Here is a 23,779-nt window from a genome sequence, read left to right on the forward strand (position 1 = left end):
AGCCCGCTTCCCGCGTGCTCCTCGCAGATGTCGGCGCACTTCTCTCGAGCGCTCGTGCAATCTTCTTTGCAGACGGCTTCCGGTTCGCGGCGGACGGGCTTCCCATGCGCCATGCCGCTCGAGAGGAGCCACAGGCCCCCCAGCGCCATGCCGCGCAGCACCGTCCAGGCCGCGCGCCGCGGCTTTCGGGCAGAGTGATGCATCATTGCACCTGCTCCTGTGCGTCCAGCGTCAGCAGCACCAGGGCTCCTGGGCTCGAGGGCTTCACCAGGGCGGAAATCCGGTGAGCCCCTCGGCTTGCCATGAGGTGAGTGCCTTCGGTGGACTGCTCCACCTCCTGCACGGTCCAGCCCTGGTTCCCAAAAGTCGCTCGGTAGAAGGAGGCCAGCTCCGCCGCTCGCAGGTGAGGAACGTCCGCTTGGACGGAGTACCGCACCCGCCCCTCCTCGTGGAAGGTGAGCACCACGGGGGGAGAGGCTCCTTCGGGCATGGGCAGCTCCTGGGGCAGGGGCGTCTGGCCTTCCAGGAAGGAGTCCACCTGGCCACTCGACACGAAGACCAGCGTCTCGCCTCCTTGCGCGAGCACCGACACGAGGTGCGTCTCCTGGGTGGCGGGGTTCACATGCCCCACGTAGCCCGCGTTCGGGTTGTACCAGTGCTGCATGGCAGGCAGCCCTGCGTCGAGGATCGCCTGGTGGTAGAAGCCAAGCACCTGATCCGGTGTGTCTGACGTCGCGAACCACGCCACGGCGATGGGGGAGCCGGGGGCCAGATAGTCGGCTGCCATCGCGCGGGGCACGGCCCGAGGGTAAGGAGGTAGCTCCGAGGTCGCGCGCCGGATCACCTGCCGTTCGGACTCCGAGAAGGTGCCGGGGCCTCGAGGGGAACGCGGCAAGTCCGACTCTGGTGCGTCGTTCTCCACCTCTGCGTCGAACCGCTCCTCACCCGAGGCGCCACTCATCTCCCAGCCCGTTCCGATGAGCGCGCCGATGACCGCCACACAGAACAGCAGCAGGCTGCCTCGCAGCCAGGGGGACACGGTGTTGGACATCAGCATCCCTCCACGGTCTTGCAACCCATGTAGTACGCCCCCCGATTCTTGCCTGTCTTCTCGTAGGCGTCCCGCGAGCCGTCCTTCCAGGGCGTGGCGAAGTAGGGCGAGGCTCGGTTCTCCTCCTGGATGCGCTGGGTGGGAACCGCCATCCGCGTCTTCTGCAGAGAGACCCGAGCCGTCTTGCGCTCCTGGGGAGGCAGGTGGGACGCCAGCAACTGCTGGTCGTTGGCTACTTGGGAGAAGAGCTTGTCTTCATCCAGGAAGCGTTGGGCTTCAGGCAGCACGGTATAGACGAGGCTCACACGCTCCTGCAGCGCACCTTCGTTGTCGTCGGGGCGCACCGCGAGAGTGTCTCCGGGATTGGAGGCCTTCAGATCCCCATTGAGAGCCCAGGAGTCCGTCACCAGGGCAAAGTGCTGCTTCTCCAGGTAGTACGCCGTCGTGCCCGTGCCTGCCTTTGCGTTGCCGTGGTAGTCCGAGCCGTCCGCCTTCCAGTTCTTCTTCGCCAGGTCCACGTGAGAGAACTGCTGCAGGAAGCTCTGGGGCATCAGGTAGTTCTCCACGACTTCCTTGCCATGGCACTCATACAGCCCTCCGGCCTGACCAAAGGCATCTTGGTATTTGCGGAAGGCCGGAGTTTGGAGCAAGCCCACTTCCGTCCGGACAGGATCACACGTCACCTGCTCGGCCTCGGGATTGAGCCAGCAGACGTGGCCGCTCAACGCTCGGCCCGCGTGGTGGTCCTGGGCGTCGCAGTCCTGCCCGTGATTGTAGCTGTCACCACTGGACTCGTGATCGCAGAACATCAGGCGGGCCTGGTGTTGGACCACTGCCTGGATGCGCTTCGACGCGTCGCTGCCGCCGGAGCCCTTTCTCCCGCTGGGCTCCTCATAGTTCTGCCCTATGAGATCCCAGGGCGTTGAGAGCACCGCTTCCTGGAGATCTCCCGCGTACCGCAGGAGATCGTCCAGAAAGAGGGCGTACAGAAACGCCGGGACGATGATGATCATGCTGATGGCGGCCTCTACCGAAGCCGCGCCGCGTTGCCTCTGCTGGAAGTGCCACATCGGAGCGTGTCAGGGGCCGCCCGTTACATGGGCAGCCGAGGAGTCTCGGCAAGTTGTGCCGCATCCGGGTTGCCCGCCTCGTCGAGGACCTTGGAAGCCTCCGAGGCGGTGAAGGGGTGAAGCTTGGCGCGCCAGAAGGGATTGAACAGGTTGGGGGGCTCCTGCCAATCCCCCAGCCGGTGGTAGTAGACGAGCGCCTTGGACAGGCCGGCGCCTTCTCCCGCAGCGAGCTCGAGGGTCCCTTCGCCCGTCGTGCCGAAGCGAAGCTTCACACTCCCGGCCTCGTTCAGCTCCCACGGAGCCTGACGCACGTCTCCAGCGCGAAGCTGCTGCGTCACGTAGCTGTACACAGGCGGCTGTCCGAAGTCCCTCTCCGGGGACGGGTCCGCGCGGAACTTCATGAAGCAGTGCCCCTTGTTCGCGCAGCTCATCAGCTCCGAGGTGTAGTTCCCCTGGAACTGGTCGTGTGTTCCCGAGTGGCTCTTGCGCGGCACGTGCTCACCCCCCGACACATCCGAGGAGATCCTCGCTTCGTACGAGGAGCGCCCGATGCCGTGCTTCCACTGGCTGAAGAGGATGCCGTGCTCGTCCGCGGAGATCACCTGTCCGGTGTTCTGCAGAGAGGGGCCTTCATGAAGGGCTGCCTTGCCGCGGTTCTGCACCGTCTTTGCGGTGCCCAGATGGGACTGAGGCTGGGAGAAGCCCTCTCCCTGAATGTCACGCGTGAGCAACCGGAGAAACTCCGGGTGGAGGTACCTGGGCAGCGAGGGCTTGCCGCGATTGGCGATCCAGTTCGTGCGCGTCGCGTTGCTCAGGATGGTCATCTCTTTGGCCCGGTCCGCCAGGGCCGTGTCCCCTGGCCGGCCGGAGACCCGGCAGGGCATGCCATCGATGGCGCAGGCAAACTCGGCGGAGTTGAGCTTTCCCACGCCAGGGGACAAGGCCGAGGCCTTGGGCGCGTTGATCTGCTGGAGCTTGGCCAGCCCATGCGCGGTGCCGCCGGACAACACCTGCGAAGTCTCCGCAAAGACCGATCGCTGCGAGGCATGGAGGCTGTCCATCAGCCGGTCCAAGGACTTCACGGTCTTGTTGAACTTGTTCTCCAGCCGCTGGATCCGGGATCTCTGCTGGGACGAGGCCTGGCGGAACTTCCGGGCGATCCGGACAGCCTGCACGATGTGAGGGCAGTGCTTGCACTTGTTGCCAGACAGCGCCGCCTCCATGGCGGCAATCTGGTAGAAGTTGCTCTCCCCCGCGCTGTACATCTCCGCGGTGACGCTGGCGGCGGTCATGGAGGCATGCATGCTGTTCATCGCAACATAAGAAGAGGCGATGGCGCGGTTGCTGACGGCGAAGTAGTTGAGCGAGCGCGCCTCCAGGGTGGCCATGGAGTAGGCCAGGGCGTCACTGTGCTGCTGAAGGCGCGTCTTGCCGCGCAAGGCGTGGCTGAGGTTGAAGCTCAGTGCCACCATGAGCGCCAGCAGCAGCAGGGAGAGCGCCGCGAGCACCATGGCTTGCCCGGCCTCGCCGCGCCTTCTCAGAGGTGGTTGGTGGTCAGGCATGTGTTCGACTGGGGAAGCGCAGAGGCGTAGAGGTTGGACTGCATCCGCATGGTGTAGGCGGCCCGGATGGGGAGGATGTAGACGCCCCGGTTGGCGGCGTCCGCGTACTCCTGGCCGAAGAGGTTCTGTCCGGGGGGCTGCTGCTTGCCCATCCGCATCAGCATGGGCAGCTCGCGCTGCAACGCGATGGAGTGGATGACCCAGTTGGCGAAGGGGATGGGGAGCCGGTAGTTGAGCGTCACCTGGATGCGCAGCTTGGTGCGGTGGCTCTGAAGCCACTCGTCGTAGGGGGAGGAGGCCACGCGCGGATCATCGAAGTCCAGCTCGCGCGTTCCTCCAGGAAGCTCCTGGAGCGTGGGCCCGCAGATGGTGACTGCCACGTAGGGCAGCTTCGCGTCGGGCATCTGGTTGGTTGAGACACCCTCCGAGTTCCACTTCTTCTGGAAGTTCTTGGCACCGGTGACGGGCTGGATGGACTCGCCGCCGCCTTGGTCCTGGCTGATCAACGGCAGCAGCACCGCGAGCCCCGCCTGCTCCATGGCGTCCTTGTGCGCGTGGTGCAGCGAGCCCACGCGCACGGCCCGGTAAGCGGCGTACTTCGCCATCAGCCGCGCCTGATGCATCATGCCGAGCTGAAGGATGCCCAGGATCAGGAAGACGAACAGCGGCAGGATGATGGCGGTCTCGATGGCCGCCTGTCCCGACTGAGCGTGGCGTGGGGATGGCCGCGGGCCTGGCTCTCCTCGGCTCAAGGAGCCGCCCCTGGCTCACGGCCGGCGCTCAGGGGAGGGAGGCTGACGAGCGCCTGGCGATCCTGCGGGGTGAGGCCCGGCCCATCCGTGACGTTGGAGATGGCGTACTGCACCTCCTCTCGCCCCGGCACCGGTAGGAACTTGTCGGCGACCAGATTGATGATCTCACGCAGCCCGGGATCCTGGGTGACAGGGCCCAGGCGATAGGTGTCCCACGAGGCCGTAGGAGCCCGGGTCTCGTTGATGCAGTAGAGGTGCAGTGCCACGGCGAGCGTCTGCTGGGCGGGGACCTGCAGCGGGACGGCCTGGGCCAGCATTCCGTTCTGAGAAGAGAGATCGTCGGAGATCAGGATGAGACCCGCGGGCAGCTCCACGGTCCGGAGCTGCGCGGAGGTGTTGCGCAGCCTCAAGCAGACGCTCACCAGCGAGCCGCTGCCCTTCTCTTCTTGGGATTCCTGCTCCTCGGGGATGCAGTCGAGGGCATAGCCTTCAATAGGGGAGAGAAGCTCCACGCCGGAAGGCAGCACATACGGCGTGCCGACTGGGGTGGCCAGCGATGAACCGATGCCAGGCCGTGTGACGTCACCCGGATTGACTCCAGGGCCACCCTCTCCCTCGGTCCCTCCACCGCAGGCCACCAGAGCCACCAGTCCCAAAAGCCAGCCCATCCGCCTGAAGTCTCGCAACGTTCCTCCACGCAGGTCTTCCGGTGGCACACTCCGTGTGGCCACGCATCACCGAACGTGACGCCGCTAAGTAACCCGTGGCGGAAGCGCCTCACAACAGACAGCCAAGAGGCGTGTGGAGGTCCGGCTCCACGGCAGGCGAGCAGGATGAAGGAGCCGGATGCGAGGAATTATTTACGATGAGCGCGCCGGAGCTCATCGTTGGCCAACGTGGCACGGACCCGGGGCGCAGCCGCGTGGTCAGGAGCGAGCTCCAAGAACTTGCGGTAGTGCTCCGAGGCTCTGGCTTGTTGGCCCAGGGCCAAGGCTGCGTCGCCTGCCAGCAATTGGCAATGAGCGTCGTCAGGAGCTTGCTGGAGGCATTGCTGCGCGCGCGGCAGAGCCTCGTCGAACTGCCGGACCTTGAAGAGCTGCGTCCCCTCCACAAAGGCCCGCCTGGCCTCGAGGCGTCGAAGCTTCTGCCGGATCTCCAAGGCGCGCGGGTGGGTGGGCGCCAAGCGCAAGAAGCGGGTGTAGCGATCTGCGGCCTTCCGTGACAGCGAATCCGACCGTTGTCGGGTGTAAGCCTCACCCGCGATCAGGAAGCACTCGGCCCACTGAGGATCCTGCTGGATGCACTTCTCTCCCTGGAAGGCAGCCAGCTTCACGTTGTTGCGGAGGAGGGCCTTCTCGGCGCTGGCATATGCGGCCGGGGGCTCGCTGGGGACGGGACGAGGACTCTCGGCAGCGGGGGCGCCCGGAGGGGAAGCCGAAGGTGCGGCCACGACCATGGAAGCTACCGCGACGGGAATCACGGCGGACGCTCCTCCAGAGGCAGGAGCGCGTGGCTCCTTGCGTGTCAGGCCACTTTCCCCAGCCACCCGTGGCATTGGCTGAGGCGTGGGGCTCCGTGGAGTGGCCATTGCCAGGGCCAGCGCGGCCCCTGCGACCGCCGAGCCGACTCCTACCCCCAACAACCTCATTCTGGAGGAGAGGGGACGTACCGGCTCGACCTGTGTGTCCGTGGGGGGCTCTACTGAAGGGGCGCGCTGAGGCGAAGCTGGGAGCTGGGGAGAGGTTCCTGTCCGCCACCGATCGAGCTGCTCTTGGAAGGAGGGGGGCACCAGCGGCTGCCGGCCCTCCGCCCGCAGGTCTTCCGAGAACAATGCGTGAATGAAGGAGGAGAGAGACCTCGTGGAGAGGCGGGGATCCATGCTGGCCAAGGCTTCGGTGAGGGCTTCGTCCAGGGCCATGCAGGAGGGGTAACGATCTTCGCGCCGGAGGGTCAGCGCCCTCATCACGATGGCATCCAACTCCAGGGGGAGTTCTGGGTTGATCACGCAGGGACGAGGGAACTCGCCACGAACGATCCGGGACAGCGCCGAGTAGGCAGGGCCCTCCACGGGAAGCCTCCCGCATAGCAGCTTGTATAGGACGACCCCCGTGGCCCACACATCCGTGCGTGCGTCCACCAGTTCCCCGCGGGCCTGCTCGGGAGAGAAATAGAGAAACTTGCCCTTCACCGTCCCTGGAGTCGTGGCGAAGTCCCGGGGCTCGCTCGACTGGGCAATCCCAAAATCGACGATCTTGACCTGTCCCTCGTAGCTGATGAGCACGTTGTCTGGAGCGATGTCCCGGTGGACGATCTCCAGCGGCTGGCCCTGCTGATCCAGGCGGGTATGGGCATAGTGCAAGCCCCGGCACATCTCGCTGCCGATGAGGAGCGCCAGCGGCGCTGGAATGGAGGACAGGCCGGAGCGCAGCGCTCGCTGAAGCACACGATTCAGGGGCTGGCCATCCACATACTCCATGGCCAAGAAGTACTCGCCGTCGATGCAGCCGAAGTCGTACACCTGAGCGATGTTGCTGTGCGAGAGCGACGAGGAGATCCGCGCCTCGCGGATGAACATCGTGGTGAAGTCAGGGTTGGAGGCGTGCTCGGGCAGCACCTTCTTGATGAGCACCTCGCGCGTGACTCCTGCCGCCCCTTGCAGCTGAGAGCGGTAGGTGACTGCCATGCCGCCACGGCCCAGGCATGACACCAGCTTGTAGCGACCGAAAGACTCTCCAGATTCCACGTCCATGCTTCAGTCATCGTACTCTTGACAGCATGTGCGTCACCGAATGGCCCTCCGGCGCTTGGCGGAGCAGCAGGAGGGCAGAGCGGCCCCTGACTGCGGATTGGCAGGAATAAAAGGAGGGACGCCGTTTTGCCCTGCCTTACCGGCTGCTTGCCCAGCCACCACTCCAGCGGCAGAGGCCAGTCCCACCGGAAGCATTGATGGGAATGACCTCCTCCTCGCGGACGGCTTCTCTGCGGCTGAGCGTCATTTCAGCGAAGACAGGATCACGTCGAACTGCGTGCTCGCGAGCTCGGTGTCGGTCTTCATGTGCTGCAGCATGAGCCCGCGGGTCCTGCCCTTCTCCTTCCACGCGAAGAGCTCGATCTTGAGCTGCTCCCCCGCCAGCACGACGTCGAACGCTTTGCCCTGGCGCTCCGCACCGGACACCGTGCGCTTCGGCGCGGGGAGCGCCTTGAGCTGTCCTCCGCGTTCCGTGAACCCCTCGCCCACCCCACTCGCCAGCGCCTCCAGGACATCCTTGGCCTCCACGGAGGCTGGATACAGCTGGATGATCGCGAGCGGAGACGCGGGGCTTTCGAGCGTGATCGTCGTCACGCCCGCCTCGGTGGCCTCGGAGAGCTTCATCTCGCTCGGGTACTGAAAGGCGAGACCCGCCTTGTTGTACGAGATCGCCTTCTTTCTCGAGACGATCAATTCCACCGTCTCGCCCTTCGGGGTGGTCACCTTGAGCGGCTGCTCCAGCGACATGGGGTAGGTCTTTCCGCCCACCTTCACCTCGAAGCCCGCCTCTTCCGCAAGGACGGCGGAGCTACACAGAAGTGCCACTCCGACCACGACCGCTCGACATGCGCGCATGTGTACTCCCCAAGAAGTGAGCGGCGACGCTATCACCATGACTGTGGGCGTGTGTGGGGTGTCGGGCCTTCGGTCCGGACGGAGCCGTGGGGCTCGCCGGTTCGTTCGACGCCAGCGTCTCGTCACTACGCGGATGCGTGGTGCGAACACGCAGCGGCGCGCAGGGAGGACGTTCTTCCATGCCGCATGCTCGCCTGTTTCCCTCGGGAACGGCTCGGCACGCCGTACTGGCATGCGGGTTGCTAACCCCTCTGGCAGCAACCCACTGCTCCATTCCTGTGAATGGAGCCCACAAACGAAGTTCACCCCAGAGGAGAGACCTTCCCATGTCGATGCATCGCGCAGCACTGCGGTTCCTGGCTGTGATTCTGGCGACGTCGGCCGTTGCTTGCGGTGGCGAGGCTGGTGACGTTGAGACGGACGCGACGAACGCTTTGACTGTCCACGAGCGCGCGGCCTACACGGTGGAGCAGTATCGGAAGACCACGCAGGTTGAGGCCGCAATGAAGTGCTCCGAGGTTCCGGATCGATGCTGCACGGACACGGGCTTCTGCTGCACGTGGGGCCACCCCGACGGGCCGATCTGTCACTGAGGCTGTTTCCACCCACCGTCGTACAGCCAGGAGCTGGGGGAGCTCTGGCAGGCAGGGCTCTCCCGGCTCCATCGGAGCACTGCGGCTGGAAATGCGTGCGAGGTGCACGTATTTTGCTGCGGGCGCGCGACTGCGAGCACTTCGGCGGGTGTCGGCGTCGGCTCGCCGACGAGTTCACCTCGCCGCTCGAGCACGGAGGACAGCCGTGACGATCACGCTGAACCACACCATCGTCCCCGCGAGGGACAAGAGCGCGTCGGCCACGTTCCTGGCCGAGCTCTTGGGGGTCGAGGTGTCACCCCCCGCCGGGCCCTTCGTGCCGGTGAAGATCAACGAGGACCTCACCTTCGACTTCGACGATCGCCGCGAGCCCTTACCGGGTCACTACGCATTCCTGGTCGATGACACGACGTTCGACCGGATCCTGAATCATGCCCAGACCCGGGGGCTCGCCTTCGGCTCGGGGCCCGGAGGTGGCTGGGACGGCCGCATGAACCACCTCAACGGCGGGAGAGGCGTCTACATCCAGGACCCAAACGGGCACAGCTACGAGTTCTTCACCGTCGTGCCTTCCTGAGGCCATCATCCAGCCCCTGTGGCTCGTACAGGGCTCAGCTTCCGCGCAAGAAGGCCCGGGTCATGGCAGCGTACTGGGCGGAGTCTTGTTGCATGCGCTGGAGCAGGTCCTGAGCCTTTGCTGCCTCAGGGCCTCCCATCAGGACGAGAGAGCGCAGCGCCTTCACATAACCCAAGCGGTCTCTGCGTTGCTCCGCCAGAGGCTCCCGTCGCAGTCCCAGGATGCGAAGGGTCGTCTCACCGCGAGCGTTGCCGCCTACGGCATAGGGAACCTCCTCCCGGAACGAGATGGAGGCTTCGGGATCATCCGCCGCAGGATCCAGCAACAGAGGGTCTTCCTCTGTCACGTCATTCTTGTGGCTCCGAGCTCGTTTCGCGGGAGTTCCCAGTGGGAAGAGGTTTCGTTTGAACTGCTGATTGCAGAGCGTGCAGGACACGAACAGGTTGGCCCACTCATAGGCGAGCCAGTAGTACCCGGGGCGATGAAGGGGCTCTCCTTCCTCCTGGCGCCACCCAGCCTTGGGGCGGAAGTGTTCGACGTCCCCGAAGTCGATGTGGGTGAAGCGCGATTCGCAGAAGGCGCATTTGCCGTGCTGGGCCTGGATGAGCGCCTGCTTGACGGTCTCGTGGCCGTAGAGGTCCGAGTCGGATTCGAACGACCTCGTTCCCCTCTCGTAGCTCCGAGCAGCGCGCGAGTAGGCCGTGCTGAAGGCTCGCCGGGCCTGGACCCCTTGGGTGCGAAGAATCTGAGGTGGCTCGGCAGGTTTCCGGACGCGAATCACTTGGGCCCGTTCCTGAGACGCGCGGCGGCACGTTGGATGAGCTCAAGTGCCTCGCGCTCGGTGTGAGTCTCGCCCGTGGGCAGCGGACCGATGGCCGCCTCCAGCTCGAGCAGCCGGGCCTCATCCTCTCGGGTCAGGCGGGGCTTGGAGAGGAGGGCTGTTCGCTCCTTGAGGAACTCCTCGATTTGGGGCGGACGCGCCGTCTCGAGCCCGAACAGATCGCTCGTAAGGATCTGGTCCACCCGCCAGCCGCGAATGGACTCCACATCGTTATCGATGACGACGTGATCTCCCTTGCGCCGCAGGACAACGATGTTCGCGTTCGTGGCACTCTGGACGACGAGCGGGCTGTGCGCGGTGACGATGAACTGCGTCTGGGGAAAGCGATCCGTGAGGTACCCAATAAGCTGGCGCTGCCACTTCGGGTGCAGGTGGAGATCGATCTCGTCAACGAGCACCACCGCGGGCTCAGCCAGGGGATTGGGGCTGTTGGGGTAGCGCTCGAACATGCGGCTGGCGAGGTCCACCATCCAGGCGATGAGGGTCCGATACCCCAAGCTCAAGTCCCGCATGGCGACCCAGCCGTAGGGTGTTAGCACCTCCACCCGTGCGGCAGGGACTTTCGCCGTGGGAACTGCGAAGCGGACGTCACTCACCTCCGGGAGCAAGTCGATCAACAGTTGCCTGATCCGGTCCCGCTTCGTTGTAGCTGCTTGCTGGTCGGGAGAAGGCTTGCTGGCGGCATAGTCCGCTTGCAGGAGCCATTCTTCCGCGTTTCTCAGGGGCACATCTTCGAGGAAGAGGCTGTCACTCGGTTGTGTCTCTTTGAGCGCAGACAGAGATCCCGCCCCCATCCGGCGGGTGGCTCCGTACCCGTAACACACCAGATTGAGGAACGGCTCAGAGATAGTTTGTGACGTGGAGCCGAGAACCTCTGGGGTCAAGGAATACTCAAGTCGCTGCTGATGCTTGGGAGAGCCTTCTTCAGGCACCCAATTTCCGGCGGAGAGCTCGGCGGAAAAGTGTGCGGCTTTGGCTTGATGGCGTACGGGAACCCAAGGCAAGCGACCGTAATGGACAAATCCCTTGGTGGCGTAGTGAGGGCCCGACGAAGCTGGTTCAAAGGTCGTCAAGCTCTGCAAGAGCGTCGTCTTGCCCATGCCGTTGTTGCCGAGGATCACCGTCCAGCGTGCTGGTTCTCCTCGCTCATTTGAGAGCTTCAGGGTCTGGCTGGGCCCGAAGCACCGGACGTCCTTGAGTGTCAATGAAAGGAAGTACACGGGCAGGGCGGCAGGTTTCGGAGCCTTTGTGCCACGCCCCTGTTTGCCCTGGCGTGATTTTCCCTGACCTCTGGCGGCCATGTCGCTCCCCTGCGGCGTTTCCCATCCCGATGCTGAACTTGGGCGGTGTATCACGGATCCCTCCCTCCGGCCTGACCCGCCAGGCCTGCGCGCTGCTCACTCATGGGGTTCTGCCTCGCTGAAGTGAGTGGGACTTCGGTGGGGCGATAAGCAGCATCCAGGCCACCGCCAGAACTCCGTGACTTCGCGTGGTTACGTGGGAGTGTCAGGCCCTCGATCGTCTCATCCGGCGGACGGTGGAGTCCGCAGCTGTGGACGGCGGGAGCGCCGCGTGTGGCTCCGCGAATTGCCAGCACTGGATTGGCAAGAGGCCTCCGCCTGGACGATCGTTGCCGTCATGACTCCGAAGCCGCCCGGGTTCCTCGTCCGCCACATCCAGCAGAAGCGGTGCGTGGTCTTCGTCGGCGCGGGCCTCTCGGCGGGAGCGGGGCTGCCGACCTGGAAGGAGCTGCTTCTCCGGGGCATCCAGGAACTGGTGGGGTCTCTCCCCAAAGGCGAAGTCCACCAGCAAGAACTCTCTGACCTCGTCAAGTGGGGCAAGCTGCTGGAGGTGGCCGACTTCTGCAAGGAGAAGCTTGGCAGTGCCTACCACCAGTTCCTCAGCGAGCAGGTGCGCGGAGATCAGGTTCAGAAGCTTCCCCCCACCCATGATGTGCTGATGCGCCTGCCCTTCAGTGCGTGGGTGACGACCAACTACGACAAGCTCCTGGAGCGGGCCTACTCGCAGGTGAAGGGCGGCGGCTCCCCGAAGACGCTCACCCACAAGGACACGGAGGCGCTCGGGCGGCTGCTCTTCGACGGCGGCCCGTTCATCCTCAAGGCCCACGGGGACATCGACCGGCCCGAGACGGTGGTGCTCACCTCTCGCGACTACAGCGAGATCATCCACGCCAACCCCGCCTTCAACGAGATCTTCAGCGGACTGCTGCTCACCAAGGCGCTGCTATTCGTGGGCTACTCGCTGTCGGATCCGGACTTCCGGCTGCTGATGGACCGCCAGCTCACGCACTTCAAGGGCTTCGTCCCCGAGCGCTACGCCCTGATGACCGGGGTGGGGGAGGTGGAGCAGGACGTGCTCTGGCGCACGGCGCGCATCCGGGTCATCTCCTACGACAACGCCAGCGGGAAGCACGCGGAGGTGCTCGACTTCCTGAAGGCGCTGGAGGCCGAGGTGCTCCCGAAGCCGGCCCTGGAGCCGTTCATGGTCCCTTCGGAGTCCGCGCCGCCGCAGAGCGGCTCCTCACCCGTCCTGGAGTCCATGCCGTCCCGGCAGAGCAGCCCCGCCCCCACTCCGGCGGCGCAGTCCTGGCACGTCACTTCTCATAACGTCGCGGCGGGCTCGGGGCCGGGCAGTTCAGTGCTGGGATCCCGGGTCGCGGAGCTGTTCCTGCAGGGTGACGAAGAACCCGAAGTCAGCTCATCGGCCCCTCCCCCTCGCGGTCCTGTTCCCCAGCCCGCAGCCCACGTGCCTGCGGCAGCCCCCGCTCCCGTGGTGGTTCCTCTCACTCCCCACCGGCTCCACATCGAGCCCGTGGAGGGAAGGATCCAGCTCCGGCTGATCCGAGGAGACACAGCGCCGGTGGTGCAGGGGACCGTGCCCACCCGCCGGGGCGACGAGGCGTGGCTCTCTCTCAAGGAGGATGAGGGCGATGAAGCCACCGCTGCTCACTCCCTCGCGCTCACCCAGGGCCTGCTCCAGCGAGACATGCCGCGAGAGGTGCTCGCGGCGCTGGAGGCACAGGACGCCTCCGCCCAGGCGCCGCTCGTGCTGCACATCGATCCGGTGCTGGACCGGTTTCCCTGGGAACTGCTTCCGGCGGGATCAGAGCCCGTCAGCCTGATGCGGAGGGTGAGCCGCGCGCCCATGGGCATCCCGGCCCAGGTCCGTGGCACTCCCGCAGTCCGGTCCTCGCCGCGCATCCTGCTCATCGAGGGGATGAGCCGTGATGGGAGCCTCCGGAGGCGCGAGCTCGAGCGCCTTCACGCGCTCTATGCGGCCGGCCCTTTCTCCTGCACGGTTCTCCAGGGCAGCGAGGCGACGTTCCGCCATGCCATGGAAGCGCTGAGAGCCGAGCAGACGGACGAACTGCCGGACCTCGTCCACTACACCGGGGAGCTCATCCTTCCCGGCTCTGGACCCTGCTTGCTGCTGCGGGATGGGCCCCTGCCGGTGGGGGCCCTGCGCTCCGTGCTCAGCCAGGGCCGACTGCCCTTCCTGGTGATGAATACCCCCTCCTCGGCGTACGAATACCTTCCGTTCCTGAAGCAAGGGCGGCGGGCGCTGCGGCTGCCCTTGCCCGGGCCAGACGCCTTCGATCAGCGCGAAGGCTTCATGGAGCTGGCCGTTCAGCAAGGCGTGGGAGCCTTCGTGGGGGCCTTCTCCTGGCCCGACGTGAGCGTGGGCGCGGACTTCATGGTCCAACTGCACCGGGCGCTCTTGATGGGGCAGCCCATCGGCGACGCCGTCCTTCAGGCCCGCAGAGAGGTCCACGCCAAGCTCCCGGATGATCCCACTCCGCTCCTGTACGTGCTCAGTGGCGACGGCGCTCTCCAGCTCGTCCGCTCTCAGCGCAAGTGAAGGCCGGTTGACGCGGTGCAAAATCCAACCCCACGGGCCGCCGTGAAAATCGCCCTCTCAGGACCTGAGAACCCCACGAGAAGCCCGAGGCTCGTGTAATCTCCGCCCACCGATGTGGCAGATCATCATCAACGGGCCGGGCTACTTCGACACCCCTTACGATCTCCCCGAAGGAGCGACCAGCCTCGGCCGAGCCGATGAGAACGACATCGTTCTCGGCGGAGACCTTGTGTCGCGCAAGCACGCCTGCCTGCTCGTGCAGGGCGACACGCTGCGCATCGAGGACCTCGGCAGTCGCAACGGCAGCCGCATCAATGGCCTCCCCCTCCAGGGCGGCAAAGACTTAACCCCCGGCGACATCGTCACCCTGGGAGAGAACACCCTCTCCGTTCGCCAGCCCCACACCGTGGAGAGCGCCGCCACGGAGATGGTGGACCTGGGCGCTGGAGGCGTCCGCCGCTTCGGCCACGGGGAAGACGTCTCCCCAGCGGTGATTCTCGCCAAGAATGTGAAGGATCTGGACGTTCTGCGCGCGCTCGACAACTTCGAGCCTGTTCCCTACGAGAATGAATCGGGAGGCAGTACGCCCATTGGTGCCGGTGGCAGCAGCCCTCGCGTCTCCTACGAGAAGCTCGTGCTGCTGTTCCGCACCGCCGAGTCCCTGGCCACCGCCGAGTCCCTGCCCGCCTTCCTCGAGTCCGCCATGGACCGAGTGCTGGAGCGCACCGAGGCCACCACCGCCGTGGTGCTGCTGCGCCACTCCAGCGGGGTCCTGGTGCCCGCCTCCGTGCGCCACCGGGGCAAGCTGGCCAAGGGCGAGGTGCCCGTCTCGGACGCCATCGTCGAGGAGGCCATGCGCCAGGGCCGCGCGCTCGCCGTGGGAGACGTGCGAGACGACCGGCGCTTCGCGGGCCGCGAGAGCGTCATCCTCTACGGCGTGGACCGGGTGCTCTGCATCCCCATTGGCCGCGAGCCTCCCTTCGCCGGCGTGCTCTACGTCAACACCCCCGCCGAGTCGGAGACCACGCTGGAGCTCATGCTGGACGCCTGCACCGCCGTGGCCCACCTGGTGGCCAGCGGCGTGCAGCGCTTCTCCGCCCAGAGCCCCAAGGAGACGGGTGGCCCCGGCAGTGCCCTGCGCCGCACCCTGGAGCGCTTCCACCCGCCCGAGGTGGCCGAGCGCCGCGCCGCCGAGGCTCAGCGCACGGGAGGCCGCCCCCCCGCCCTGGAGGAGCGGCCCCTCACCATCCTCCACGCGGAGATGGCAGGCTTTGGCGCGCTGTGCACCCGGCTGGGCCCCGTGCGCGCCTCGGCCGTCCTCAATGACTTCCACGCGAAGATGAGCGGCCTCATCTTCAGCTTCGAGGGCTCGGTGGAGGCCTTCGTGGGCGAGTCCGTGCGCGCCCTGTTCGGCTTCCCCTCGGCCAAGCAGGATGACTCCGTGAGGGCGGTGCGCGCCGGGCTGGCGCTGCGCGCCGACTGGCTGCGGGCCATGTCCCGCCGGCCCGCGGACGAGCGCTGCGAGCTGCGCATCGCGATCCATACCACCAAAGGTCTGGTGGGGATGATCGGCCCGGACTCGCGGCTGGACCTCGGCGCCGTGGGCGAGGGTGTCCCCGTGGCGGGCTGGCTCGCCTCCACGGCTGCTCCCGGACAGGTCCTCATTACCGGAAAGACCCTGGCTTCCATCGGAGCGCGCTTCGACGTGCTGCCTCTGGGAGAGCGTCTGGTGCGGCCTCCCAAGGACAAGGTGGCGGCCTTCGAGGTGCTCGAGGAGGACGTGCCGGCGCTCACCAATCCGGGCGTCCACGGGCCCAAGTAAACCCCTGCGTCTGGCCGTCCACAGGCCTTTCGGCCGGTTGACCGGTTGAAGAAGTCCCCCCGAACCGGCTTGAATGGAGAGATCGTGGGTCCTCGCACCGCATGAACACCTCCTCCTCAGCCCGCCTGAGGCCGTTCCGGCCACAGGCGTTTGGCCGGTATACGCTCCTGTCCCATCTGGCCACCGGCGGCATGGGGGAGATCTACCTGGCGCGGCTGGAGGGAGCGCAGGGCTTCGAGAAGCTGTGCGTCATCAAGAAGATCCTGCCGCAGCTGGCCGAGGACAAGGAGTTCGTCGACCGCTTCGTGGGTGAGGCCCGCACGCTGGTGAAGCTCAGCCACGGCTCCATCGCCCAAGTGTTGGACATGGGCCTGCACGAGGGCGAGGCGTATATGGCCCTCGAGTACGTGGACGGCAAGGACCTGCGCAAGGTGGCTGGCCGCGTGCGGGACAGGCACACGCCGCTGCCGCTCACCTTCATTCTCTTCGTCATGGGGCGGGTGCTGGACGCGCTGGCGTACGCGCACCGCAAGCGGGACGACGACGAGAAGGACATCAACCTCGTCCACCGGGACATCTCGCCACAGAACATCCTCATCTCCTACGAGGGGGAGGTGAAGGTGGTCGACTTCGGGCTGGCCAAGAGCCGGCTGTCGGCGGCGAAGACCAACCCGAGCATCATCCTGGGCAAGTTCCTCTATATGTCGCCGGAGCAGGCCCGGCACCAGCCGGTGGACCGCCGCAGTGACTTGTATGCGGTGGGACTTTGTCTCTACGAGCTGATCTCCGGGAAGAACCCGTTCGACGCGGTGCACTCGGGCGACCTCATGTCCGTGGTGGCGCACCCGCGCATCGCTCCGCTGGGCGAGGTGGAGCCGCTCACGCCGTCCGCCGTGGCCAACCTGGTGATGAAGGCGCTGGCGGTGGAGCCGGCGCAGCGCTTCCAGACGGCCGAGGAGTTCCGCGCCAAGCTGATGGGCGTGCTGATGGACATCGACCGGAACGCCGGTCCAGAGACCGTCAGCCGCTTCATGCGAGAGCTGTTCGCCCAGGAGTTCGCGGGCGAGCGCAAGCTGCTGGCCCAGCTGAAGGAAGTGCCGCGCGGGGGCGAGCCGCTCGTGCCGCGCATGGGCACCGAGCTGGACACGGATCCGGCCGCCCGGTTCCCTCCGCCCAGCCTGCCGCCGAAGACCATCAAGCTGGATCCGCCGCCCGAGCCGCTCTCCTTCCAGCCCACGCCGCGCTCCCGCCCGGGCGCCCAGGCGCATGTGCACGAGGAGGAGACCCGGCCCGGTGTGGTGGTCAACAGCGAGACCACCCGTCCCGCCGTCTCCTTCGAGGCGCTCGACGCGGCCGCCCGGGCCCGCGTCCGGTCGCCGCTGTCCTCCCTGCCGCCCGCGCCCGACACCGTCACGGTGGAGCTGGGCTCGGAGGACTTTGGCCCCTTCCCAGGGGAGCCGGTCTCCGTGGCCTCTCCCGCGCCCGCGCGCTTGAGCGCTCCCACGGTGGAGATGCCGGTGCCCTACATGCCTGCGGCGGCCATTCCGCCCAGCGCACCGTCTTCGCCGCAGATGTCCGGCACCGCGCGGACCCTGGAGGCGCCTCGGGCCGTCCCGCCTCCGCCTCTGCCTGCTCCCAGCGCGTCTGGGAACCGGCCTCCCGATCCGCCGCTGCGCGCGGCCATGCCAGGTGCCCTCCCGCCGGGATCCGTCCCCACCAAGCCGGGAGAGATGCCTTCACCGCGCACGCCGCCCGCGCCGCCATCATCCTCCGCCGCCGCGAGGCTGCAGGAGACGCAGCGGGTGACGCTGCCTCCGCCGCCCTCGAGCGCGGTCACCCCCGAGCCGCGAAGGCAGGAGGCGAGCCGCGCCGAGAGCTCGCCGGCGTCCGCAACGGCCTCCCCGGCGGTGATGCTTCCCTTCACCACGCCGTCCACGCCGATGCCCGCGGTGTCAGCGGAGAGCCCGCCGCCCGTGCCGGAGGTGTCGCTGCCCGCCGAGCCCCAGGCCGAGATCGTCACGGCCCCGCGGGAGCTGCCCCGGTCCATGTCCGCCCGCGCGGCGCAGGCGGACCCTGGGAGTGGAGGGACGGACGCCAGCCGCCGTGGCCTGGACGACACGCACCCCAGCTACCAGATGGCTTCCTCGCCGCCTCCAGCGGATACGCAGCCGCGCGTGGTGCTGGATGAGCTGGCGCTCCAGAACGGCCCGGAAGAGGGCATCGTCCCGGGCATTCCGGAGGAGCCCCTCTCCAATCCCGGGCGCGACCGCTCCGAGGACTCCATCTCGGTTCCGGGCCGCCCGAGGACCGGACGGCGCCCGCGCAGCACAGGTGGGACGCCGGCGAGCTTGCCGGCCATGCGCGGAGGCACGGCGTCCGTGCGCGCCGCTCAGCGCCCCGTGGAGCCGGTGAGCGCCCCTCCAGAGCGAGCGGAGACGGATGACTCCGCTCCGGTGGCCATCGCCGTCGACGACCCCACCCCAGCAGAGGCCCGCGACCCGCGCGACGATACGCGGCGGACGCCCCTGCCCACCCGGCCGCCCACCGAGAGCCGCCGCGCGCAGCGTGAGGAGGCACGGCGGCCCGCGGCGCCGCCTGCTCCGGCCCAGAAGCGCTCCTGGGGGTGGATGGTCCTGAGCCTCGTGCTGCTGCTGGGCGCGGCCGCGGCGGTGTACGCGACGCTCCCGATGATCCAGGCGCTGGTGAAGTCGAAGCTGGAGGACGCGAAGCCTGCCGAGCCGGGGACGACGCGCATCCAGCCGACGCCGGTTCCGAGCGGGCCGCCGGGCCAGACTCCGGCCGCTGCGCCCCCGACACCCGAGCCCGCGGCGGCCACGCCTCCCGCGAGCCCCGCACCCACAGAAGCGGCAGCCCCGCCTCCCGCGGGGGCCGTTGCCGCCGTCACGCCAGAGGTTCCCGTGCCGGAGAGCGCGAGCCCGGATGAAGGCGAGGACGATGATTTGCTGCCCCTGCCTGCCACGCCGTCGCCTCCGCCCAAGAAGAGCCAGAGCTCGCGTTCCAGCAAGAAGGCCTCTGCGGCCTTGCGCAAGGAAGTGCAGGAGCTCAAGAACGACTGGACGGCGACGAAGGCCGCCTACGCGAAGCTCACCCAGGAAGTGTCGTGTGAGGCCACCACGCTGGGCCTCCTCTGCAGCAGGTACGACAACCTGCGGCGGGACTATGCAGCCTTGGGCGAGAACTCCTACGACAAGGAAATCCACAGCCGGGTGAAGAGGATGCGCACCGAGCTCAACAAGGCGCTGAGCGCCCAGTAGCCGTGACGCTGCTCCTCGAGACCCAGGGCCTCGTCGCCGGCTATGGCCCATCGCCTGTGCTGCAGGGCGTGGACTGCTCGGTGCGTGCAGGGGAGCTGTGGGCGGTGCTGGGGCCGAACGGCACGGGCAAGAGCACGTTGCTGCGCGCGGTGCTGGGCGCGCTGCCGTGGATGCGGGGCACGGTGCGGCTGCTGGGGCAGGAGCGCTCGGCATGGGAGCCGCGCGAGCTGGCCCGGCGTGTGGCCTGGGTGCCGCAGCTCTTCGAGCCCGCCGAGGGCTTCAGTGGGTTGGAGCTGGTGCTGATGGGGCGCAGCCCGCACCTCGGGCTGTGGGGCCTCACCTCCGAGCGGGACGCGGCGCTGGCACGCACGGTGCTCGAGGAGCTGGGCGTGGCGCACCTGGCGGACCGGCCGGGCGAGGCCATGTCCGGCGGCGAGCGCCGCATGCTGCTGCTGGCGCGGGGGTTGGTGCAGGAGCCCTCGCTGCTGCTGCTGGACGAGCCCACGGCCTTTCTGGACGTGGCGCACCAGGTGAGCTCGCTGGCACGGGTGCGGGCGCGGGTGGAGGCGGGGCTGGGAGCGGTGGCGGTGCTGCACGACGTGAACATGGCGGCGGCCTTCGCCACCCATGTGCTGCTGATGCGAGATGGCCGCGTGTTGGCACAGGGGCCGGTGGACACGGTGCTGGAGCGCGAGCGGCTCGAGGCGCTCTACGGCCTGCCCATGGAGATGGCGCTGGCTCCCTCGGGAGCCCGGCTCTTCGCGCCACGGGCGGGCTGATGCCGCAATGCGGCGTGGGCGCGTGGTTGACACCGCTCGCGCCGGGCGGGAAGACGGAGGCATGAGCCTCCCCCTCATCGCGGGCTTGTTCCTGGTGCTGTTGGCGCTGGGCTACCACTTCTACGGTGGCTTCATCGCAAGGCAGTACAACCTGGACGACGGAGCGGTGACGCCCGCGCACGCGAAGCAGGACGGGGTGGACTTCATCCCGACGAAGCCGTTCTACCTGCTGGGCCAGCACTTCAGCGCCATCGCGGCGGCGGGGCCCATCGCCGGGCCCATCCTGGCGGCGCAGCAGTTCGGCTGGCTGCCCGCGCTGATGTGGATCTCGTTTGGCGTGGTGTTCATCGGCGCGGTGCATGACCTGTCCACGCTGATTGCTTCGGTGCGGCACGGGGGGGTGTCCATCGCCGAGGTGGTGCGCGAGCACCTGGGGCCCCGGGCGGGCGTGGCGATGCTGCTCTTCATCTGGGTGGCGCTCATCTACGTCATCGTGGCCTTCACGGACGCGACGGCGTCCACGTTCGTGAGCGGGGACGCGGACCTGGCGGGGCTCACGTTCCGGTTCAACCCGGGCGGGGCGGTGGCGGCCGCGTCCATCATGTACCTGGTGCTGGCGGTGGTGATGGGGGTGGTGGACCGGTTCCTCAAGCCGCCGCTGTGGCTGCAGACGGTCCTCTTCGTTCCGGCGACGCTGGGCGCGGTGTGGCTGGGCACGCAGGTGTCCACGGTGCTGGTGATGGACGCGAAGGCGTGGTCCGTCCTCATCCTGGCCTACTGCTTCGTGGCGTCGCTCACGCCGGTGTGGATTCTCCTGCAGCCGCGCGGGTACCTGGGGGGCTTCGTCCTCTACGCGGCGCTGGCCATTGGCGTCGTGGGCATCTTCTATGGAGGGCTCAAGGGCGAACTCTCCATCCAGCAGCCGGCGTTCAACGGGTTCCAGGTGGGCGGGGCGGGTGGGGCGCTGTTCCCGTTCCTCTTCGTGACGATTGCATGCGGGGCCTGCTCGGGCTTCCACGGGCTGGTGTGCTCGGGGACGACGTCGAAGCAGATTGATAAGGAGTCGCACGTGCACCCGGTGGGCTACGGGGCCATGCTGCTCGAGGGCTTCGTGGCGGTGATTGCGCTGGCCACGGTGATGATCGCCACCAAGGCGGACCTGACGGGCAAGGCGCCTGGCGCGGTGTACGGCATGGGGCTGGGGCGGCTGCTGGTGACGATCATCGGCCCGGAGCACCTGCTGTTCGCCACCACCTTTGGAGCCATGGCGTTCTCCACCTTCGTGTTCGACACGCTGGATGTGTCCACGCGGCTGGGGCGCTACATCCTCCAGGAGCTGACGGGGGCGAAGGGCCGGACAGCGGCCGGGTTGGCCACGGCCATCACCTGCGGGGTGCCGATGCTCTTCGTGCTGCTGGCGGGCACGGGGGCGTGGCGCTCCTTCTGGACGCTGTTCGGCACCTCGAACCAGCTGCTGGCCTCGCTGTCGCTGCTGGGCATCTGCGTGTGGCTGAAGAAGAGCGGCAAGCGCTACGCGTACGCGCTGCTGCCCATGCTCTTCGTGGGGGCCGTGACGCTGACCAGCCTCGTGTTGCAGATTCGGGATGCCTTCTTCGTGCCGGAGGCCACGGCGGCGGTGCGGCTGAATGGGGTGGTGGCGCTGGTGCTGTTGGCGCTCGCTCTCTCGCTCTTCGTGGCGGGCGGGCGGGTTCTGCTCAACCGGGATGGGGCCAGACCCGCTCCGGCGGTGTAGCCTTCGGGGCTGAATGTCCCGCTACGCCTTTACGCTCTTTCTCAGCGCCTTCCTGCTCTTTGGGGTTCAGCCGCTGGTAGGCAAGTTCGCGCTGCCGTGGTTCGGTGGAACTCCGGCGGTGTGGACGGCCTGCATGCTCTTCTTTCAGGCGGCACTGCTGGCGGGCTATGCGTACTCGCATGCGGTGGCTACGCGGCTGCGGCCCCGTTCCCAGGTGAAGGTGCACCTGGGGCTGCTGGGCCTCACGGCGCTGGTGCTCCTGGGGCGAGCGCTGTGGGCGGGTTCTCCGGTGGCGCCTGGGGCGGAGTGGCGGCCCACGGGAGTGGAGGGGCTCACCGGGCGGCTGCTGGCCATGCTGGCGGTGTCGATCGGCCTGCCATTCTTCGTGCTGTCCACCACGGCGCCCCTGCTGCAGAGCTGGTTCTCGCGGACGCGGCCGGGCGTCTCGCCGTACCGGCTCTATGCGCTGTCCAACGTGGGCTCGTTCCTGGCGTTGTTGAGCTACCCCTTCCTCGTGGAGCCCTATGTGCCGCGCGATGTGCAGGGCTGGGGCTGGGCAGCGGGGTTCGCGGTGTTCCTCGCGGGGGCCATCGTCTGTGCCCGGGAGGTGTGGACGCGGGCCGAGGCGGCCAGTCCGGTGGGAGCCACTTCCGAGCTCGTGCCCTCGCCCGAGGAGACGGAGCGGCCGGGGCTGGGACGCCAGTTGGCGTGGCTGGCGCTGAGTGCGTGCGCATCCGTGCTGCTGCTGGCGACGACGAACCAGCTCTCGCAGGATGTGGCGGCCGGCCCGTTCCTCTGGGTGATGCCGCTGGCGCTCTACCTGCTCACCTTTATCCTCACCTTCGAGCGCGAGGCGCTGTACCCGCGCGCGGCCTGCATTGTCCTGCTCATCATCAGTGTGGGGGGGGTTATCCGCTCCATCTTCGAAGGCCCTCACTTTCCGCTGGCACTTCAGCTGTTTGCGCACGGTGGCGCGCTGCTGGCGGGATGCATGGTGTGCCACGGGGAGCTGTACCGGCTGCGGCCAGCGCCCCGTCACTTGAGCGCCTTCTACCTTTGGGTGTCGGTGGGCGGCGTGGCGGGGGGCGTCATCGTCAGCCTGCTGGCGCCGCGCTTCTTCGACACCTATGCGGAGTACCCACTGGCGCTGGCGGCCAGCGCGCTGGTGGCACTGGTGGTGTTGCTCCCGCGTCCGCCGGAGCTGCGGCGGCTGGAGCGAGTGGGGCGGAACCTGGCGGTGCTGGTGCTGGCGGCGGTAGTGGGAGGGCTGGTGGTGGCGGTAGCGGACAGCCGGCGCGAGGTGCGGCTGACGGCGCGCAACTTCTTCGGGGTGGTGCAGGTGCTGGAGAGCGGGATGGGGGATGCGCGCCTGCACCATTATTCGCTCAAGCACGGCGTCATTACCCATGGGGTGCAATTCGTCGCACCGGAGCGCCGGAGGCTGGCCACCGCGTACTTCACGCCGGACAGCGGCCTGGGGCTGGCCATCGCCGAGCTCCGCCGCGTGCGCCAGGCCGAGGGCAAGCCGCCCGGGCTGCGCATCGGGGTGCTGGGGCTGGGAGTGGGCACCAGTGCCGCGCTCACGGAAGCGGGGGACACGGTTCGTTTCTACGAGATCAACCCGAAGGTCATCGCCTTGGCGTGGGGGGAGGGTGGCTACTTCAGCTATCTCAAGGACACGCCTGCGAAGGTGGAGGTGGTGGAGGGCGACGCGCGCATCTCGCTGGAGCAGGAGCTGGCGCGGGGAGAGGCGCAGTCCTTCGATTTGCTGGCGCTGGACGTGTTCAGCTCGGACTCGATTCCGATGCACCTGCTCACCGAGGAGGCGGTGGCGCTGTACCGTCAGCACCTGCTCCCTCAGGGAGTGCTGGCGCTGCACATCAGTAACGTGCATCTGGACCTGGTGCCGATCGCGCTGGCGCACGCTCGGAAGTTCGGGATGCACGCCACGCTCATCGTCAACGAGACGAAGAGGGATGATGCGCTGCGGAGCCTGTGGATGATCCTCAGCCCAAGCCCGGAGTTTTCCTGGGGTTCCACTTTCACTCAGTCGAGCGGCACGGTTCACCGGCTGGAGCTGGCGGAGCCGACGCGGATCACCTGGACGGACGAGCTCAGCAGCGTACTCCCAGTGCTACGGCGCCCGCACAAGCTGGTGGAGACGCGGCTGATCGACAGCCCTCCGTCTGCTGCCTCCATGGGCCAGCCCGCCTCTCCCTGA

General features: G+C 67.5%; 17 protein-coding genes. 8 read left to right on the plus strand and 9 right to left on the minus strand.

All coding sequences use genetic code 11. The features are described 5' to 3' along the window. Nucleotides 1-202: 202 nt before the first annotated feature. From DB31_RS14165 to DB31_RS14195, 7 genes are all read right to left on the minus strand, one after another. Complete coding sequence (locus tag DB31_RS14165; protein WP_044187582.1) at nt 203-1,051, minus strand: hypothetical protein; 849 nt, start codon at nt 1,049-1,051, stop codon at nt 203-205. After that, nucleotides 1,051-2,064: a hypothetical protein gene (locus tag DB31_RS14170; protein WP_240486689.1), complete on the minus strand. Its 1,014-nt coding sequence runs from the start codon at nt 2,062-2,064 to the stop codon at nt 1,051-1,053. The genes DB31_RS14165 and DB31_RS14170 overlap by 1 nt, the downstream gene beginning before the upstream one ends. 80 nt (nt 2,065-2,144) lie before the next feature. Then, nucleotides 2,145-3,632, minus strand: a complete 1,488-nt coding sequence (locus tag DB31_RS14175) for a hypothetical protein (protein WP_240486690.1) — start codon at nt 3,630-3,632, stop codon at nt 2,145-2,147. A gap of 26 nt (nt 3,633-3,658) precedes the next feature. Beyond that, nucleotides 3,659-4,435, minus strand: coding sequence for a TadE/TadG family type IV pilus assembly protein (locus DB31_RS14180; protein ID WP_044187591.1), 777 nt, complete (start codon nt 4,433-4,435; stop codon nt 3,659-3,661). Next, complete coding sequence (locus tag DB31_RS14185; protein WP_044187594.1) at nt 4,432-5,103, minus strand: hypothetical protein; 672 nt, start codon at nt 5,101-5,103, stop codon at nt 4,432-4,434. Before DB31_RS14185 ends, DB31_RS14180 begins: the two co-directional genes overlap by 4 nt. Nucleotides 5,104-5,291: 188 nt before the next feature. Continuing rightward, nucleotides 5,292-7,184 (minus strand): serine/threonine-protein kinase, encoded by a 1,893-nt coding sequence (locus DB31_RS44790; RefSeq protein WP_052419952.1) that lies wholly within the window; start codon nt 7,182-7,184, stop codon nt 5,292-5,294. A 243-nt stretch (nt 7,185-7,427) separates the two neighbouring features. Further along, a complete protein-coding gene (locus DB31_RS14195) occupies nt 7,428-8,039 on the minus strand; it encodes a hypothetical protein (RefSeq protein WP_157231980.1) in 612 nt (203 codons plus the stop codon). A gap of 326 nt (nt 8,040-8,365) precedes the next feature. On the opposite strand from DB31_RS14195, the gene DB31_RS14200 reads away from it, so the two are divergent. Beyond that, nucleotides 8,366-8,632 (plus strand): hypothetical protein, encoded by a 267-nt coding sequence (locus DB31_RS14200; protein WP_044187600.1) that lies wholly within the window; start codon nt 8,366-8,368, stop codon nt 8,630-8,632. 205 nt (nt 8,633-8,837) lie between these two features. Then, nucleotides 8,838-9,209 (plus strand): VOC family protein, encoded by a 372-nt coding sequence (locus DB31_RS14205; RefSeq protein ID WP_044187603.1) that lies wholly within the window; start codon nt 8,838-8,840, stop codon nt 9,207-9,209. Between the two features lie 34 nt (nt 9,210-9,243). Here the strand turns inward: DB31_RS14205 and DB31_RS14210 are convergent, their stop codons facing one another. Next, nucleotides 9,244-9,990, minus strand: coding sequence for an HNH endonuclease family protein (locus DB31_RS14210; protein ID WP_052419953.1), 747 nt, complete (start codon nt 9,988-9,990; stop codon nt 9,244-9,246). Continuing rightward, nucleotides 9,987-11,351 carry an AAA family ATPase gene (locus DB31_RS51560; protein WP_083968276.1) on the minus strand — a complete coding sequence of 455 codons (1,365 nt, stop codon included), beginning with the start codon at nt 11,349-11,351 and terminating at the stop codon, nt 9,987-9,989. Before DB31_RS51560 ends, DB31_RS14210 begins: the two co-directional genes overlap by 4 nt. Before the next feature lie 337 nt (nt 11,352-11,688). Between DB31_RS51560 and DB31_RS14220 the strand changes: the two genes are divergently transcribed. The 6 genes from DB31_RS14220 (at nt 11,689) to DB31_RS14245 (ending at nt 23,779) form a co-directional block, all read left to right on the plus strand. Next, on the plus strand, nt 11,689-13,929 hold the full coding sequence (locus tag DB31_RS14220) for an SIR2 family NAD-dependent protein deacylase (RefSeq protein WP_044187610.1): 2,241 nt from the start codon (nt 11,689-11,691) through the stop codon (nt 13,927-13,929). Between the two features lie 112 nt (nt 13,930-14,041). Continuing rightward, on the plus strand, nt 14,042-15,751 hold the full coding sequence (locus DB31_RS14225) for an FHA domain-containing protein (protein WP_044187612.1): 1,710 nt from the start codon (nt 14,042-14,044) through the stop codon (nt 15,749-15,751). A gap of 101 nt (nt 15,752-15,852) precedes the next feature. After that, nucleotides 15,853-19,026 (plus strand): serine/threonine-protein kinase, encoded by a 3,174-nt coding sequence (locus DB31_RS14230; protein WP_052419954.1) that lies wholly within the window; start codon nt 15,853-15,855, stop codon nt 19,024-19,026. Between the two features lie 2 nt (nt 19,027-19,028). Further along, entirely contained in the window at nt 19,029-19,805 is a 777-nt protein-coding gene (locus DB31_RS14235) for an ABC transporter ATP-binding protein (RefSeq protein WP_044187615.1), read from the plus strand. A gap of 61 nt (nt 19,806-19,866) precedes the next feature. Continuing rightward, nucleotides 19,867-21,558 carry a carbon starvation CstA family protein gene (locus tag DB31_RS14240; protein ID WP_044187618.1) on the plus strand — a complete coding sequence of 564 codons (1,692 nt, stop codon included), beginning with the start codon at nt 19,867-19,869 and terminating at the stop codon, nt 21,556-21,558. Nucleotides 21,559-21,571: 13 nt separating this feature from the next. Further along, nucleotides 21,572-23,779: a spermidine synthase gene (locus tag DB31_RS14245; protein ID WP_044187621.1), complete on the plus strand. Its 2,208-nt coding sequence runs from the start codon at nt 21,572-21,574 to the stop codon at nt 23,777-23,779.

This window comes from Hyalangium minutum, from assembly GCF_000737315.1.
Classification (GTDB): domain Bacteria; phylum Myxococcota; class Myxococcia; order Myxococcales; family Myxococcaceae; genus Hyalangium; species Hyalangium minutum.